This window comes from Massilia polaris (genome assembly GCF_012927275.1).
In the GTDB taxonomy this organism is placed as follows: domain Bacteria; phylum Pseudomonadota; class Gammaproteobacteria; order Burkholderiales; family Burkholderiaceae_D; genus Telluria_A; species Telluria_A polaris.
Map to the genome: position 1 here is coordinate 62259 of NZ_JABBGG010000015.1, position 15344 is coordinate 77602.

General features: G+C 63.7%; 16 protein-coding genes. 12 read left to right on the top strand and 4 right to left on the bottom strand.

From position 1 onward, the window contains the following. The first annotated feature begins 5 nt into the window (after positions 1 to 5). From fliR to HHL21_RS20025, 3 genes are read left to right on the top strand one after another with little or no spacing between them, the layout of a single operon-like run. Complete coding sequence (fliR, locus tag HHL21_RS20015; RefSeq protein WP_169469199.1) at positions 6 to 782, top strand: flagellar biosynthetic protein FliR; 777 nt, start codon at positions 6 to 8, stop codon at positions 780 to 782. Then, positions 775 to 1914, top strand: coding sequence for an EscU/YscU/HrcU family type III secretion system export apparatus switch protein (locus HHL21_RS20020; protein ID WP_169469202.1), 1140 nt, complete (start codon positions 775 to 777; stop codon positions 1912 to 1914). Before fliR ends, HHL21_RS20020 begins: the two co-directional genes overlap by 8 nt. Beyond that, positions 1911 to 3998 (top strand): flagellar biosynthesis protein FlhA, encoded by a 2088-nt coding sequence (locus HHL21_RS20025; protein WP_169469205.1) that lies wholly within the window; start codon positions 1911 to 1913, stop codon positions 3996 to 3998. Before HHL21_RS20020 ends, HHL21_RS20025 begins: the two co-directional genes overlap by 4 nt. Here HHL21_RS20025 and HHL21_RS20030 read toward each other — a convergent pair. Both HHL21_RS20030 and HHL21_RS20035 read right to left on the bottom strand, forming a co-directional pair. After that, positions 3995 to 4846 (bottom strand): hypothetical protein, encoded by an 852-nt coding sequence (locus HHL21_RS20030; RefSeq protein WP_169469207.1) that lies wholly within the window; start codon positions 4844 to 4846, stop codon positions 3995 to 3997. The two genes, HHL21_RS20025 and HHL21_RS20030, sit on opposite strands and share 4 nt — an antisense overlap. Positions 4847 to 4941: 95 nt before the next feature. After that, positions 4942 to 5820 carry a flagellin N-terminal helical domain-containing protein gene (locus HHL21_RS20035; RefSeq protein ID WP_169469210.1) on the bottom strand — a complete coding sequence of 293 codons (879 nt, stop codon included), beginning with the start codon at positions 5818 to 5820 and terminating at the stop codon, positions 4942 to 4944. A gap of 227 nt (positions 5821 to 6047) precedes the next feature. On the opposite strand from HHL21_RS20035, the gene dusA reads away from it, so the two are divergent. The 8 genes from dusA to HHL21_RS20075 all read left to right on the top strand — a co-directional run bounded on the left by dusA (position 6048) and on the right by HHL21_RS20075 (position 13986). Continuing rightward, positions 6048 to 7049 (top strand): tRNA dihydrouridine(20/20a) synthase DusA, encoded by a 1002-nt coding sequence (gene dusA / locus HHL21_RS20040; RefSeq protein ID WP_370659767.1) that lies wholly within the window; start codon positions 6048 to 6050, stop codon positions 7047 to 7049. Between the two features lie 416 nt (positions 7050 to 7465). Continuing rightward, positions 7466 to 9220 carry a methyl-accepting chemotaxis protein gene (locus tag HHL21_RS20045; RefSeq protein WP_229496610.1) on the top strand — a complete coding sequence of 585 codons (1755 nt, stop codon included), beginning with the start codon at positions 7466 to 7468 and terminating at the stop codon, positions 9218 to 9220. Positions 9221 to 9269: 49 nt separating this feature from the next. Then, a complete protein-coding gene (locus HHL21_RS20050) occupies positions 9270 to 9608 on the top strand; it encodes an energy transducer TonB (RefSeq protein ID WP_169469212.1) in 339 nt (112 codons plus the stop codon). Positions 9609 to 9643: 35 nt separating this feature from the next. Further along, positions 9644 to 9994: an energy transducer TonB gene (locus HHL21_RS20055; RefSeq protein WP_169469214.1), complete on the top strand. Its 351-nt coding sequence runs from the start codon at positions 9644 to 9646 to the stop codon at positions 9992 to 9994. 138 nt (positions 9995 to 10132) lie between these two features. Beyond that, complete coding sequence (locus tag HHL21_RS20060; protein WP_169469216.1) at positions 10133 to 10699, top strand: hypothetical protein; 567 nt, start codon at positions 10133 to 10135, stop codon at positions 10697 to 10699. A 99-nt stretch (positions 10700 to 10798) separates the two neighbouring features. Further along, complete coding sequence (locus HHL21_RS20065; RefSeq protein ID WP_169469218.1) at positions 10799 to 12016, top strand: MFS transporter; 1218 nt, start codon at positions 10799 to 10801, stop codon at positions 12014 to 12016. Next, a complete protein-coding gene (locus HHL21_RS20070; protein WP_169469220.1) occupies positions 12013 to 12633 on the top strand; it encodes a helix-turn-helix transcriptional regulator in 621 nt (206 codons plus the stop codon). The genes HHL21_RS20065 and HHL21_RS20070 overlap by 4 nt, the downstream gene beginning before the upstream one ends. Positions 12634 to 12687: 54 nt before the next feature. Then, positions 12688 to 13986 (top strand): sugar MFS transporter, encoded by a 1299-nt coding sequence (locus HHL21_RS20075; protein ID WP_370659768.1) that lies wholly within the window; start codon positions 12688 to 12690, stop codon positions 13984 to 13986. A 17-nt stretch (positions 13987 to 14003) separates the two neighbouring features. Here the strand turns inward: HHL21_RS20075 and HHL21_RS20080 are convergent, their stop codons facing one another. Continuing rightward, entirely contained in the window at positions 14004 to 14225 is a 222-nt protein-coding gene (locus HHL21_RS20080; protein WP_229496612.1) for a hypothetical protein, read from the bottom strand. A gap of 58 nt (positions 14226 to 14283) precedes the next feature. Next, a complete protein-coding gene (locus HHL21_RS20085) occupies positions 14284 to 14505 on the bottom strand; it encodes a hypothetical protein (RefSeq protein WP_169469221.1) in 222 nt (73 codons plus the stop codon). A 176-nt stretch (positions 14506 to 14681) separates the two neighbouring features. Here HHL21_RS20085 and HHL21_RS20090 point away from each other — a divergent pair, with 176 nt between their 5' ends. After that, positions 14682 to 15140: a cache domain-containing protein gene (locus HHL21_RS20090; protein ID WP_169469223.1), complete on the top strand. Its 459-nt coding sequence runs from the start codon at positions 14682 to 14684 to the stop codon at positions 15138 to 15140. Positions 15141 to 15344: the final 204 nt, after the last annotated feature.

Here is a 15344-nt window from a genome sequence, read left to right on the forward strand (position 1 = left end):
GGCGAATGGAACTGGCCGGCTACCTGCTGCCTTTGCTGAACGCGCTGTGGTGGCCGTTCGTGCGCAACCTCGCGCTGCTGTCCGCCGCGCCGATCATCGGCGACGCGATGGTGCCGCTGCCGGTGCGCGTGCTGCTGTCGATGGTGCTGGCCTTCCTGCTGCTGCCGGTCGCGGCAGGCAACGCCGCCATCGATCCGTTTTCGATGCTCGGCGTGGTGGCCACGATCGAGCAGGCCGTGATCGGCGGCGTGATCGGGCTGGCGCTGCATTTTTCGATGTCGGTGATTTCGATGGTGGGCTACCTGGTGTCGTCGCAGATCGGCTTTTCGATGGCGCAGATGAACGACCCGATCAACGGTTCGTCGTCGGACGTGGTGTCGCTGCTGCTGTCGATGCTGGCGATCCTGGTGTTCTTCTCGATCGACGGCCACCTGGTTCTGGCCGGCGTGATGGGCGCCAGCTTCAAGGCCTGGCCGGTGGGGCAAGGCTACGCGCCGTTGCTGCTGAACACGGTGGCGCTGAACGCGGCCTGGATCTTCTCGGCGGCGATGCTGCTGGCCTTGCCGATCGTGTTTTCGACGCTGGTGGTGCAGATCGGCTTCGGCTTCCTGAACCGGGTGGCGCCGTCGCTGAATCTGTTTTCGCTGGGTTTTTCGCTGACCACCTTGTTTGGCCTGCTGATGCTGATCCAGGTGGTGCGCTTTTTGCCGGAGCACTACATTGCGATGACCAACCAGGTGCTGGACATGCTGCGCCAGCAGATGGGAGCGGCCCGTGGCTGAAAACAGTAGCGGCGATAAGAACGAAAAGGCTTCACACCAGAAGCTGAAAAAGGCGCGTGACGAAGGGCAGGTGGTCCGCTCGCGCGACCTGGCCACGGCGATCGGCATCCTGGCCAGCCTGAAGGTGTTCACGATGTTCCTGCCGACCTACCTGGAGTCCTTCCGCGGCCTGTTCGGGCTGGTGTTCGTGCAGCTGGGCGCGGACGGCGCGATGGAAAACACGATGTCGATCGTGTTCACCAGTTCGATGATGCTGCTGGTGCAGATGCTGCTGCCGCTGGCGCTGGTGCCGTTCGCGGTATCGGTCGGCGCCTTGATCCCGGGTGGCTGGGTGATCACCACCAAGCACTGGATGCCGAAGATGGAACGGCTGTCGCCGGCCAAGAACCTGGGCAACCTGATGTCGTCCAAGCACTGGATCGGCGTGGCGACCTCGGTCGGCAAGGCGGTCGCGCTGGGCTTCGTGCTGTGGCATGTCAGCGAGTCCGGCATGCGCGCCTATGTCGAGCTGCAAAAGATGAACCTGACGGACGCGATCGTGCACGGCGCCGGCCTGATGTTCGACGGCCTGATGGCGATGTGCATGGTGTTCCTGCTGTTCGCCGTGCTCGACGTACCGGTGCAGGCCTTCTTGTTCGCCAAGGGCCAGCGCATGAGCAAGCAGGACGTCAAGGAAGAACACAAGAGCAGCGAAGGGCGGCCGGAAGTGAAGCAGCGCATCCGCCAGCTCCAGCAGCAGCTGGCGCGGCGCAGCGTGACCAAGACGGTGCCGACCGCCGACGTGGTGATCGTCAACCCGGAGCACTATGCGGTGGCGCTGAAGTACGACGCCGGCCGCGCCGAGGCGCCGTTCGTGGTGGCCAAGGGCCTCGACGAGATGGCGCTGTTCATCCGCGAGGTGGCCAGGAAGCACGGCGTCGAGACGCTCGAGCTGCCGCCGCTGGCGCGCGCGATCTACAACACCAGCCAGGTGCAGCAGCAGATTCCTGCCCAGCTGTACCAGGCGGTGTCGCAAGTGCTGAATTACGTATTACAGTTGAATGCTTTTCGTTCCGGCCGGCGCACTGCGCCGCCACGTTTTCCCAATGAGGTGGTCGTACCACCCCACCTGAGTGAGGTTCCCGCGTCATGAGTTTATTGAACAGCTTGCTTGCCGAAATAAAGCGCCACAAGTTCGCCACCCCGGCATTCCTGATGGTCATCATGGCGATGATCATCCTGCCGCTGCCGCCGGTGCTGCTCGATGTGCTGTTTACCTTCAATATCGTGCTGGCCCTGATCGTGATCCTGGTCAGCGTGTCGGCCAAGCGGCCGCTCGACTTCTCGGTGTTCCCGAGCGTGATCCTGGGCACGACGATGCTGAGGCTGACACTGAACGTGGCCTCGACCCGGGTGGTGCTGCTGCACGGCCATGAAGGCACCCACGCGGCCGGCCAGGTGATCGAAGCATTCGGTAACGTGGTCATCGGCGGCAATTTCGTCGTTGGCCTGGTGGTGTTCATCATTTTGATGATCATTAACTTCGCGGTCGTGACCAAGGGCGCCGAGCGCATCTCGGAAGTATCGGCGCGCTTCACGCTGGACGCGCTGCCGGGCAAGCAGATGGCGATCGACGCCGACCTCAACGCCGGCCTGATCAACCAGGAAAAGGCGCAGGTGCGGCGCCGCGACGTCGCCGCCGAAGCCGACTTCTACGGCGCCATGGACGGCGCCTCCAAGTTCGTGCGCGGCGACGCGGTCGCCAGTATCCTGATCCTGATCATCAACATGGTCGGCGGCGTCGCGATCGGTTCGCTGATGCACGACCTGTCGTTCGGCGAAGCCTTCCGCGTCTACGCGCTGCTGACCATCGGTGACGGCCTGGTGGCCCAGATCCCGGCGCTGCTGCTGTCGGCAGCGGCGGCGATCCTGGTGACCCGCATCAGCGACTCCGGCGACTTCGAGCAGCAGGTCGGCGGCCAGCTGCTGGCCTCGCCGCAGGTGCTGTTCTCGGCGGCCGGCATGATGGTCATCCTGGCCCTGATCCCGGGCATGCCATGGCTGATGTTCATGCTGTTCGCGGCGGTGCTCGGGTATGTCGGCTACCGCCTGCATACCCAGGTCAAGGCGCCAGATCACGCAAGGGTGGCGGCGATCGAAGCCGCGCTGCGCGATGAGCGCCCGGCCGAACTCGACTGGCAGCAGCTGCCCGCCGTGCAGCCGCTGTCGGTGGCGGTCGGCTACAAGCTGGTCGGCCTGGTCGACCCGGCCCAGAGCGAGCCGCTGGCCAAGCGCATCAAGGGAGTACGCCAGAGCCTGTCCGAAGCGATGGGCCTGCTGCTGCCGCCGATCCAGGTGCGCGACGACCTGGCGCTGCGCCCGACCCAATATACGATCGTGTTGTCCGGCACCGTGGTGGCCGAGGCGGAAGTCGTGCCCGACCACCTGATGGCGATTCCGTCGCCGAATGTGTACGGCCAGCTGGACGGCATTCCCGGGGTCGAACCGGCCTACGGCATGGCCGTGACCTGGATCGCGCCGGACCAGAAGGCGCATGCGCTGGGCCTCGGCTATCAGGTGGTCGAGGCGCCGAGCGCGATCGCCACCCACGTCTCGAAAGTGGTGCGCGACTACCTGCCGGACTTGTTCCGCCACGAAGATGTGCCGGCCATGATGGAACGCCTGACGGCGCTGTCGCCCAAGCTGTCCGCCACGCTCGACAAGGCGCTGACCCACACCCAGCTGCTGCGCGTGTTCCGCGTGCTGCTGGCCGAGAACGTGTCGCTGAAGGACATCGTGGTGATCGCCACCACCTTGCTCGACAGCTCGGAAACGACCAAGGACCCGATCCTGCTGGCGGCCGAGGTGCGCTGCGCGCTGCGCCGCCAGATCGTCACGGCGCTGTTCGGCAAGAAGAAGGACATGCCGGCGTTTAACCTGTCAGGCGAGCTGGAGAATATGCTGCTTGGTTCGCTGAACCAGGCGCGCCAGGGCGGCAAGATCGCGCTGGATAACTTCCCGATCGACCCGCAGCTGCTGTCGCAGCTGCAGCTGAACATGCCGGTCGCGCGCGAGCAGATGAAGCAGCAGCAGACGCCGCCGCTACTGCTGGTGCTGCCGCAGGTGCGCCCATTGCTGGCGCGTTACGCGCGCCTGTTCGCGCCGGGCCTGCACGTGCTGTCGTATAACGAAATTCCGGAAAACCGCGAAGTGTCGATTATCGGGACGGTGGGTTAGGCGGGGTCGTCCCCGGCGGCCTCGGCCGGCATCGCCAGCAGCAGGGCGACGTCGGCCATCGCGCGAAACAGCGGGGCCGGCAGGGACGATGCGCTGGGAGAGTCGTTCACCGGGCGGGCCGGCGCGAGCGCATGGCGCAAGGTGGTGCGCACCAGGGTGAAACCGGCGCGGGCAATCGCTTCGCGCATGCCAGGGAGCGCCGCGCGCAGCAGCTCGAGCGAGCCGGTGTAGGGCGCGGCCAGTTCCATCATCACGCCTTCAGGCAGCGCTTCGAGCTGCACCGTGGCGCGCATGCCATCTTCCAAAGTCAGTTCCACCCGCAGTGCGGCCTTGCCGCGGCGGCGCCGTCCGGGCGGCTGGTCGGGGCCGCCCGCGAGCACGCGCAGGGTCATCGGCCGGGCAGGGCCGGGGGTGACGAAACGCCAGGCGTCCGGATGCCACTGCAGCGCTGGCTGCTGTGCGGCCTGCTGCGTGGCCGCGAACTGGCCCGACATCAACAGAACGCCCGGAACATGGTGGCCCGCCGCCTGCTGCTGCATTGCGGCCAGCTGCAAGCCATAGGTGCTGACCATGCCGCGCCATGCGGCCGCCAGGGCGGCGCCGTCGAACGCCGGCCACGCGAGCTGGCGCGCCATGAACAGCTGGTCGGGCCGCATCGACGCGCTGTCGGCCAGGCTGGCGGTGGTAGCGGTGGCGGTCGCCACGGCAGCGTTCTGCGGCGTCTCGGCCGGCGCCGCTACCACCGGCAGCGCGGCCTGCAGCGCCGGAAAGGTGTGCGCGCCGGGCTGCGCGGCTGGCGCGAGTGGGGTGGCGGCAACGGTAAGCAGGGGGGCGAATTGGATGGCCATAAAAGCGCAACAAATCGATAGGTAAAAAAAGAGCCAGCCGTTGTGCCGGCTGGCTCGATGCGGGCCCGGCTGGGCAGCCGGGCGCGACGCGGGTATTACTGCAGCAGGGACATGACCATCGACGACATCGAGTTGGTCTGCTTGAGCATCGCGGTACCAGCTTGCATCAGCATCTGCTTGGTGGTCATGTTCGACGATTCGGTGGCGAAGTCGACGTCCATGATGCGGCCGGTTGCGTTCTTGGTGTTGGTGCTGATGTTTGCCAGGTTGTTATAGACGTGGTCGAGGCGGTTTGCTGCGGCACCGAGGCTCGAACGGGCGCCTGCAACCGTGTTGATTGCGGTCGAGAGGAGGTCGATCGTCGCGCCAGCCGCAGTGGTCAGTTCGGTACCCGCCGCGGCCGGTAAGTCATACACGGACGTTGCGGCTTCGATCGCATTCGAGATGGAGCCCGCAGTGGCGGTAGCGCCGAACTCGACGTCCAGGTCCAGAACCATGGTTTCGCTCGTCGAAGCGCCGATCTGGAAGGTGATCCCGCCAGCGGTCGCCAGCGTGCCGCCCACCATCAGCGCCTGGCTACCGAAGCTGGTGTTTTTCATGATGTTCGACAGTTCCTTACCGAGCGAGTCATACTCACCCTGCATCGCAGTTTTGTCGGCTGCGCTCGAGGACGCGTCGGCAGACTGGGTTGCCAGGTCCTTCATGCGGGTCAGCATGTTCGACACTTCGTCCAGCGCGCCTTCGGCGGTCTGCAGCATCGAGGTCGAGTTCTGGGTGTTGCGCATGGCAACGGCCATGCCGCTGGTCTGGGCTTTCAGGCGGGTTGCGATCTGCAGGCCGGCAGCGTCGTCCATTGCCGAGTTGATGCGGTAGCCGGTCGACAGGCGGGTCATCGAGGTCGACAGGCTGTGCTGGGTGCGGCCGATCGAGTTTTGTGCGGACAGAGTAGCGCTGTTAGTGTGAAGGCTCAGCATGGTCAAGCTCCTGATATAGGGTGGGGTTTGTCATCCGGAGCGCGTTTCTTGCGCTCTCATGAGTACAAGACGACCGATCTTCCGGATCCATTAAATGCCATGTGGAAATTTTTTGAATTATTTTCCAGGGGGCGCCTCGACCGCTGTGGCGGACCGCTTCCGGCGGGCGGACGGCGATTGCGCTATCATGACGGGCCCTGATTTTTAACTCTATGTAGAAGCACGCCGTGACCGAGAAAACCACGCCTTACCGCGGCCGCCGGCTGTCGGTCGCCCCCATGATGGACTGGACCGATCGCCACTGCCGCAAGTTCCACCGCGAGATCACCCGCCACACCTGGCTGTATACAGAGATGGTGACGACCGGCGCGCTGGTGTACGGCGATGTCGGGCGCCACCTGCGCTTCAATGAGGAAGAACACCCGGTCGCGCTGCAGCTGGGCGGCAGCGATCCGGCCGATCTTGCCAAAAGCGCAAAGCTTGGGCAGGAATGGGGTTACGATGAAATCAACCTGAACTGCGGTTGCCCTTCCGAGCGGGTGCAGAAGGGCGCTTTTGGCGCCTGCCTGATGGCCGAGCCGCAGCTGGTCGCCGACTGCGTCAAGGCGATGCGCGATGCGGTGTCGATCGACGTGACCGTCAAGCACCGGATCGGCATCGACCGCAATGAGGAGTATGGCTTCGTGCGCGACTTCGTCGGCACCATCGCCGATGCCGGCTGCAGCACGTTCATCGTGCACGCCCGCAATGCCGTACTGAAGGGCCTGTCGCCGAAGGAAAACCGCGAGATCCCGCCGCTGCGCTATGAGGTGGCCTACCAGCTCAAGCGGGAATTCCCTGAACTGGAAATCATCATCAACGGGGGCATCAAGACTTCCGACGAAGTGGCCACTCACCTCGAACATGTGGACGGCGTCATGCTGGGCCGCGAGGCCTACCATAATCCCTACCTGATGGCCGAGTACGACGCGCGCTTCTATGGCGACGATGCGCCGGTCAAGACGCGCATCCAGGTGCTCGAGGCGATGATCCATTATATAGAGGCGCAAATCGCCGAGCATGGCGCGCGTGGCCTGAAGCTGAACACCATCACCCGCCATATGCTGGGCATCATGGCAGGCTTGCCGGGGGCGCGCAGCTTCCGCCAGGTGATGTCCGATCCGGCCCGGCTGGCCTCGGGCGACGCCCGCCTGCTGCTCGACGCCTGCGCCCGCCTGCCGCAGGTCTGACGCGCAAATGCAACACCGGGGCCGCTGCGTCCCGGTCCCCCGCGCCCCGTCCGGCGGCGCCCGTTTACCCCATTCCTCATTCTGGACAAGCGCCGATTCACGGCGTCACTTGTCGTTTCGACATCCTCCGTTCTTTTTGTAAGGGCAAGGTTTCTGCTTGCCTCAAAGCAAGATAAAATCCTATAATCACCATGTTGTTTCTTTAGGGCAACCTGTTCCCTGGATTTATGGGTGTTGTTCTCGCGAAACAATTGATGCCTGTGCCGTTATTTTTGCATTCGCAGTCATTTTTTTGATTTATCCTGACGGAAACACGCGGAGGTTCCTTGCGTTGCCCGTCGAGCATCAAAAGCGCGATCGGCGCCGCACTGATCCGAGCGAATTCGATCAATACGTACCATTAGAAAAGACATGAAATGAATTTATCCAGCATGAAGGTCGGCACCCGCCTGGCGCTCGGTTTTGCCCTCGTCCTGTTCTTCCTGGTCGCGGTGACCATCGTCGGCATCTTCCGCATGGCGCAGATCCAGGACCGCCTCGACCGCGTGGTAAGCGTCAACAACGTTGTCAGCCGCCTCGTCATCGACATGCGCAACAACGTCGGCGACCGTATCTCGTCGCTGAAAGTGCTGACCCTGATGACCGATCCGGCCGACATGGAACCGGAAATGAACCAGATCAAGGCGCGCGCCGACAAGTACGCTGAAGCGCAGAAGAAGCTGGGCGACGTGTTCGCCCGCGAAGGTTCGGCGGAAGAGAAGGCCCTGCTGGTACAGATCAAGGAAAGCGAAGCACTGACCCAGGCCGCAATCGGCAAGGCGTCGGCACTGTGGCTGGGTAACGACGCCGAGTCGGCCACCCGCGTGCTAATCAAGGAAATCCGTCCGCCGCAGAAGAAGTGGATGGAAGGGCTGGACAAGCTGGCCGCGCTGGAAGAAAAGATGAGCGCCCAGGCGCAGGCAGACGCCGAAAGCGGCTTCCAGAATGCCCGCAACATGATGATCATCCTGGGCCTGGTGGCCGGCGCGATGGGCGTCCTGGCAGCCTGGTTCATCACCCGCGGCCTGCTCAAGCAGCTGGGCGGCGAGCCGGATTACACCGCCAAGATCGCCAGCAGCATCGCCGCAGGCGACCTGTCGATCCGCATCGACACCGACCAGGCAGCCCAGGGCAGCCTGCTGATGGAAGTGCGCGAAATGCGCAACAGCCTGAAAGGCATCGTCGGCCAGGTCCGCGGCGGCACCGAGACCATCGGCACCGCATCGCGTGAAATCGCAGCCGGCAACATCGACCTGTCGTCGCGTACTGAAATGCAAGCCAGCGCGCTGGAAAAGACCGCGTCGGCGATGGAAGAACTGACCTCGACCGTCAAGCAGAACGCCGACAATGCCCGTGAAGCGAATGCGCTGGCCGCAACCGCCTCGGACGTGGCCCGCAAGGGTGGCGAGGTGGTGGCGCAAGTGGTCGACACCATGGGTTCGATCAACACCTCGGCCAACAAGATTGTCGACATCATCGGCGTGATCGATGGCATCGCGTTCCAGACCAATATCCTGGCGCTGAACGCGGCAGTGGAAGCGGCACGTGCCGGCGAACAAGGCCGCGGCTTCGCGGTGGTGGCGTCGGAAGTGCGCAACCTGGCGCAGCGCTCGGCAGCGGCAGCGAAAGAAATCAAGACCCTGATCGGCGACTCGGTAGAGAAGGTCGAGCGCGGCAGCAAGCTGGTCGGCCAGGCCGGCGTGACGATGGATGAAGTGGTTGCCAGCGTCAAGCGCGTGACCGACATCATGAGCGAGATCGCCAATGCCAGCCAGGAACAGTCGGCCGGCATCGAGCAGGTCAACCTGTCGATCATCGAGATGGACAGCATGACCCAGCAGAACGCGGCACTGGTGGAAGAAGCGGCCGCTGCAGCGCAGAGCCTGCAGGACCAGGCCGGCGAACTGGCCCGCGTGGTCAGCATCTTCAAGCTGGTTGAAGGCGAAGAGATCCATGTGGCGGAAGCAGCGCCGCTGGCAGCGGCAGCACCGGCCGCCAGGCAGGTCGTCGCCAAGGCCAAGCCAGCGCTGAAGCGCCCGGCAGCCCGCGCAGCGGCCCCGGCGGCACCGGCCGCCCAGCCGAAAAAGATTGCAGCATCCACCGCCGGCAACGACGAGTGGGAAGAGTTTTAAGTGGTCGTAGTCTGACGATTTTTTATTAAACGATGTGGGATTAAGAAAAATGAACAAGCGTACCAGCACCATCGCCGCCCTGATGATCGCGGCAGTCAGCAGCACCAGTTTCGCAGCCGAAGTACCGGCTAGTTTCGATGCGAAGAACTGCAAGGCGGAGTATCCGAAGACTTCCCTGATGAATGAAGAGCAGGGCGCCGTCACCATGGCATTCCTGGTATCGGCTGATGGCAAGGTTGTCGAGTCGAAGGTTGAAAAGAGCAGCGGCTTCAAGAACCTGGACAAGGCGGCGATCAAGGCGATCTCGGCATGCAAGTTCAAGCCGGGCACCAAGGACGGCGCAGTGGCGCAGACCTGGACCAAAGTCGATTACGTCTGGTCGCTCTGATCTCTGGCTGAATAAAAATTTTTGGGAGAAATGGTATGTCTACGAATAAGCGTTGTCTCCGTCTCATCGCCGCCCTGGCCCTGTCGGGCGTTGGCTATGCCGTTGCCGCTGCCGAAGTACCGGCCAGCTTCGATCCCAAAAATTGCAAGGCTGAGTATCCAAAAGCCTCGCTGATGAATGAAGAGCAGGGCACCGTGTCGATGTCGTTCCTGGTGAACGCCGACGGCAGCGTGGCCGACTCCAAGCTGGACAAGACCAGCGGCTTCAAGAACCTGGACAAGGCCGCGATGAAATCGCTGGCGGCGTGCAAGTTCAAGCCGGGTACCAAGGACGGCGCCCCGGCGCAGACCTGGACCAAGGTCGACTACGCCTGGAAGCTCGACTAAGCATCTCCCCACCAGCCGGCCCGCGCGGCCGGCTGGCGTTTCACCCCTCCGCTTTACCCGCAGCCGCGCGCTGCCTGTGGTCCGTTCGCTGTTACCCTCCCTGTGTTGTAAATTTTCCAGCTTTACAGGAAGGACATCATGCGCCCATCTATTCTTCTTACCGCCGCAGCGCTGCTGGCACTGGCCGGATGCGCGGCCATGCCAGGCCCGTACGACCCCGCGCGCACCGGCCACACCGTGTCGCTGGTCAACAGCCTGTCGTGGACCAATGCGGTCAGCGACAAGCCCGACGCGCTGCGCACCGCCTGGCCGCTAGCCGGGCTCACCCGGCATACCGAGCAGTTTCCACTGGCCCAGGTCAAGTTGTGCGACGCCGCCGGCGTGTGCAGCTGGGGCGTGCTCAAGGCCCAGCGCATCCTGTCGGCGCCGCGCCATGTCGCCGGTGGCGTGGCCGTGGACGTGCAGCTGGAGCTGGACGTCGATCGCCGCCACGAAGCGCTGCAGGGCGGCGAAAAGGTCGCGCTGGCGATTCCCGCTGACGTGGCCGCACTGGCGGCGAAGCGGACGGTGCGCAAGTCGCTGGTGCTGCAGTACGGGAAGGTCGCACGCATCGGCCTCGACTTCGGCATCGGCTACGACCTGTGCGCGCAACGTCTCGATGCCGGCGGCAAGCCGGCCGATGCCTGCGCCATACCGTTCATGTAGCGCCATCAACCCGACGCATGGCAGGGTTAATAAACAATTAAGTTTACTTACTGTCCAGCTGTCGCTTATAGTGGCTTGTCACCAATTCACGGGCAAGTCATGCAACACGCACTCCTGATCGCCGCCGCCTGCCTGATGGCACTGTTGTCCACGGTCGGCGCCGCGCTGCCGTACCCGATCCTGCCGCCACTGTTCGCGTCGGGCGCGGCCAACGGCCTGAACGCGTTCATGGACCTGCCGCCCAAGCTGCTGCTGGGTATTGCGCTGGCGATCAATCCGCTCGGGCTGCTGATCGGCTCGGCCGTGCTGGGCCCCTTGTCGGACCGCTTCGGGCGGCGCCGCATGATGCTGCTGGCCTCGTTCGGGGCCGCCGCCGGCCACGCGGTGTCGGCGCTGGCGCTGGTCATCGAATCGTATCCCTTGTTCCTGTTCGCGCGCTTTGCCACTGGCCTGCTGGAAGGGCGCAGCGCGGTGGCGCGCGCCTTGCTGGCCGACCGGCTGACGGGTTCGCTGCGGCTGCGCGCCATGTCGTGGCTGAACGGCGCCTTCTATATGGGCTGGCTGGTGGGTCCGCTGATGGCCGCCGCCACGCTTGGCTTCGGCTTGACGGTGCCGTTCTGGATCGCGGCCGGCGCGCTGCTGCTGTCGGCGGCGCTGGTGGCTGCCGCGCTGCCGCGCGAAACCGCATCGACGGCGACCACCTCGTGGTGGCAGGTGGCGCGCAATGAGCACTCGCTGAACCTGCTGCGGCATGACGAGCTGCGCCGCCTGTTCATCGTCCACCTTGCGCTGACCTGCGGCGTGACCGCCTTCTACGAGTTCTATCCGCTGTGGCTGGTGGAGGTGGCGGCGTACGACGCCCAGGGCATCGCCCTGATCACGGCCGTCATGTGCGCGGTGATGACGTCGGTGTCGCTGTTCGCCGGACGCCCGAGTACCGTCGCACCGCTGCGGCTGGCTTCGGTGAATGCGCTGGGCGTGGCGATTGCCGTCGGCACGGTAGCGGCGGGCGACGCACGCGTCGGGATGGCGGCCATCGTCCTGTTTGGCTTGCCGATGTCGTATTACAACGCGGTGGTGCCGGGCTGGTGCGCTGAACGCTACGGCGGCTATGGGCAGGGTGCCGTGATGGGCTTGCTGTCGACGACCTTCTGCCTGGCCAACATCCTGATGGCGGTGGCCGGTTCGGTGCTGGCGCTGATCGACACGCGGCTGGTGCTCGCGCTCGGCGCGGTGTTGGCCGCATGGGCCAGCTGGCGCTTGCAGGGCTGGCACTGCGAACTCGCCGCCGATGGCGTCAAGGAGGGGGGAGTATGAATACTGCGGAACAAACGCTGTTCCTGCTGAAGACGCGCGGGCCCAAGACCGCCCAGCAACTGGCTGTCCTGCTTGGGCTGACGTCGATGGGCGCGCGGCGCCAGCTGGAAGCGGCCGCGCAAAAGGGGCTGGCCAGTCACGAGGACGTGGCCGACAAGGCGGGCCGGCCATCGCGGCGCTGGATGCTGACGGCGGCCGGGCACGCGCGCTTCCCGGACCGCCACGCCGACCTGACGCTGAACCTGATCGAACAGGCGCGCGCGGTGTTTGGGGAGGAAGGCCTCGAGCGCCTGATCGGGGCGCGCGAACAGGCCATCGAAGCGCACTACAGCATGCTGCTCGACGATGTGCCCGGCCTTGCGGGCCGTGTCGCGGTGCTGGCCGGAGCGCGCGACGCCGAAGGCTACATGGCCGACAGCGAAGTGCGCGACGACGGCAGCGTGCTGCTGGTCGAGAACCACTGCCCGATCTGCGCCGCCGCCAGCGCGTGCCAGAACTTCTGCCGGTCGGAGCTGGAGATCTTCCAGCGGGTGCTGGGCGCGGGCTGCAAAGTCGAGCGCGCCGAGCACATGCTGTCCGGGGCGCGGCGCTGCGTTTACCTCATCAAGCCGGTGTAGGGCTGTTATATTGTCGGCCAAGGTTTTGCTATCACCGACAAGAGGACTGACACCGTGGCGACTTTTTCCCAACCTTCACAGGCGACTGGCGCCACGGATGGCACCGGCGGCAATGCGGGCGCGCTGGTCATCATCACCATCCTGTTTTTCATGTGGGGCCTGCTGACCTCCTTGAACGACGTGCTGATCCCGCACCTCAAGTCGGTCTATACGCTTACCTACGTGCAGGCGATGCTGGTGCAGTTCTGTTTCTTTGGTGCGTACTTTGTCGTGTCGCTGCCAGCCGGCGCGCTGATCAAACGCATCGGCTACCAGGCTGGCGTGGTGTCGGGGCTGGTGATCGCGGCGCTCGGATGCGCGCTGTTCTATCCCGCGTCCACGTCCGGCTATGCGGTGTTCCTGCTGGCGTTCTTCATTCTCGCATCTGGCATCACGATCCTGCAGGTGGCGGCGAATCCCTTCGTTACCGCACTCGGCGACCCGGCCACGGCATCGAGCCGCCTGACCTTGACGCAGGCCTTCAATTCGCTCGGCACCACGGTCGCGCCGGCGCTGGGCGGCATGCTGATCCTGTCGGGCGCTGTGTTGACCGCATCCGAATTCGAGCTGCTGCCGGCTGCCGGGAAACTTGCCTACCGCGCCAGCGAGGCGGCGGCGGTGCAGGGGCCTTACCTGGTGCTGGCCGCGTCGCTGCTGTGCCTGGCCTTGTTCTTCGCGTTCGCCAGATTGCCGCGCATCGGCGCCCAGGATGGCGCTATCGAGGCGGGCGGGATGCGTTCGCTGCTGCGCCACCGCCATCTGGTGCTCGGCGCCATCGGTATCTTTGTGTACGTCGGCGGCGAGGTCAGCATCGGCAGCTTCCTGATCAATTACCTGGAGCAGGGCAGCGTCGCTGGCCTGAGCGCGGCTGAAGCAGCGCCGTACGTCAGCTATTACTGGGGCGGAGCGATGGTGGGCCGCTTCATCGGCTTTGCGGTGATGCGCTATGTCAGCCCGGGCAAGGCGCTGGCGTTCAACGCGGCGTGCTCGATCGCGTTGATCCTGGTGGCTGTGTTCGGCGAGGGCCAGCTGGCGATGTGGGCGATCCTCTCGGTCGGGCTGTGCAATTCGATCATGTTCCCGACCATCTTCAGCATGGCGTTGCACAAGCTGGGCCCGGCGACCGGGCAGGGCTCGGGGCTGTTGTGCATGGCGATTGTCGGCGGTGCGATCCTGCCGTTTGTACAGGGACTCGTGGCCGACATGGCGGGACTGCACCTGTCGTTCCTGGTGCCGGCCGCCTGTTACGTGTACATCCTGTTCTTTGGAATGAAGTATGCGGGCTTGTATCGTGAAGGTTCAGTGCCGGCGTGATGCGAGGAGCGATTCGGCTATAGCCAGCCGAAACCTCTAGCCATCAGTGCAGCATTTCCGAGTGCGACCGTGACGATCGCACCGAAGATCAGGCGGAAGTCCGTGGTCCTTATCGCGCGTATATCTGCCTTCAGCTCGGCAATGTCACGCTGCATGTATTCGACCGCTACTTCCAGTCTTGCGATTCGCGCTTCCATGGCTAAATCATAGACAACGCGCGCGTCGCTTTCAATGTTCATGCGCATTTCCTTCACCTGAGATTGGCTCAGGTGTCGGACAATATCTCGGCAATACAGTTCAGTTGCTTGACTGCGCAGGCGTGCGGCGGATCTGCTTGCGCCGGTCGTAGTTGTCCAGCAACGCCTGCTGCGCGACTTCTCCCTCGATGCCGCGCATTTTCAGGAAACGCTGGGCGGCGTCATCGCCAAACGCGCGCTGGCACGCCAGTGCTTCGCCGACCATGGCGGCAGTGTCGTAATCCTGGCGCCGGTCATCGGCGCGACGGTCCATTTGATCCATATCATCCTCCCATTGTTTATTGCATTTATAGCACGGGAGCGCCGTTGCACGGTTGGTTTGATATCGAACAAATACGGCCGCCAAAAAGAGTTCTTTTCAGAACTTAAAATTTCTGTGAATATATCTAAAGTAATGGAGCGCAACGTTACGTCAAAAAACTAACTAAGGGATTGAAAATGAAGAAGCTGCTGCAAGTACTGGTATGTTCGGCCGCAATGATCATGTCCGCTGGCGCGTTTGCTGCCGAGCAGGGCACCGCTGAAGAGGCGACCGCGCTGGTCAAGAAGGCCGTTGCGTTCCTGAAGGCCAACGGCAAGGACAAGACCCTGGCCGAAATGTCGAACAACAAAGGCCAGTTCGTCGACCGCGACCTGTATATCTCGGTCTACGACATGAACGGCAAAGTCGTCGCGCACGGCACCAATGCCAAGCTGATCGGCAAAGACGTGTCGGCCCTGAAAGACGCCGACGGCAAAGAATTCATCAAGGACATCCTGACCCAGGCAAAAGCCAGCGGCAAGGGCAAGTCTAACTACAAGTGGCAGAATCCGGTCACCAAGGAAATCCAGGCCAAGTCGGTCTACTTCGAGAAATCGGACGACATGGTGTTCTCGGGCGGCTACTACAGCAAGTAATCAGCATGCAGGCAAGCGCGCACTCGCGGTGCGCGTCCTGAGAAGATTTCAGGCACAAAAAAGCCACCTCAAGGGTGTAATGCCGTTCAGTTAAGGTGATTTCTTAATGACGCGAACGGCGTAGCGCTTCGGTGTCGCTTTGACGGCCCGGTCGTATTTGCGATCGGGCCGTTCGTCATTCAGGAGGCTAACCAGCCTTTCGCG

Excerpts from the sequence above, each read along its gene's own strand:
- HHL21_RS20080 (WP_229496612.1), bottom strand. The coding sequence starts at position 14,225 with ATGAACATTGAAAGCGACGCGCGCGTTGTCTATGATTTAGCCATGGAA.
- HHL21_RS20090 (WP_169469223.1), top strand. The coding sequence starts at position 14,682 with ATGAAGAAGCTGCTGCAAGTACTGGTATGTTCGGCCGCAATGATCATG.
- HHL21_RS20035 (WP_169469210.1), bottom strand. The coding sequence starts at position 5,820 with ATGCTGAGCCTTCACACTAACAGCGCTACTCTGTCCGCACAAAACTCG.
- HHL21_RS20060 (WP_169469216.1), top strand. The coding sequence starts at position 10,133 with ATGCGCCCATCTATTCTTCTTACCGCCGCAGCGCTGCTGGCACTGGCC.
- HHL21_RS20065 (WP_169469218.1), top strand. The coding sequence starts at position 10,799 with ATGCAACACGCACTCCTGATCGCCGCCGCCTGCCTGATGGCACTGTTG.
- HHL21_RS20025 (WP_169469205.1), top strand. The coding sequence starts at position 1,911 with ATGAGTTTATTGAACAGCTTGCTTGCCGAAATAAAGCGCCACAAGTTC.
- HHL21_RS20045 (WP_229496610.1), top strand. The coding sequence starts at position 7,466 with ATGAATTTATCCAGCATGAAGGTCGGCACCCGCCTGGCGCTCGGTTTT.
- fliR (WP_169469199.1), top strand. The coding sequence starts at position 6 with ATGGAACTGGCCGGCTACCTGCTGCCTTTGCTGAACGCGCTGTGGTGG.
- HHL21_RS20070 (WP_169469220.1), top strand. The coding sequence starts at position 12,013 with ATGAATACTGCGGAACAAACGCTGTTCCTGCTGAAGACGCGCGGGCCC.
- HHL21_RS20050 (WP_169469212.1), top strand. The coding sequence starts at position 9,270 with ATGAACAAGCGTACCAGCACCATCGCCGCCCTGATGATCGCGGCAGTC.
- HHL21_RS20085 (WP_169469221.1), bottom strand. The coding sequence starts at position 14,505 with ATGGATCAAATGGACCGTCGCGCCGATGACCGGCGCCAGGATTACGAC.
- HHL21_RS20030 (WP_169469207.1), bottom strand. The coding sequence starts at position 4,846 with ATGGCCATCCAATTCGCCCCCCTGCTTACCGTTGCCGCCACCCCACTC.
- HHL21_RS20055 (WP_169469214.1), top strand. The coding sequence starts at position 9,644 with ATGTCTACGAATAAGCGTTGTCTCCGTCTCATCGCCGCCCTGGCCCTG.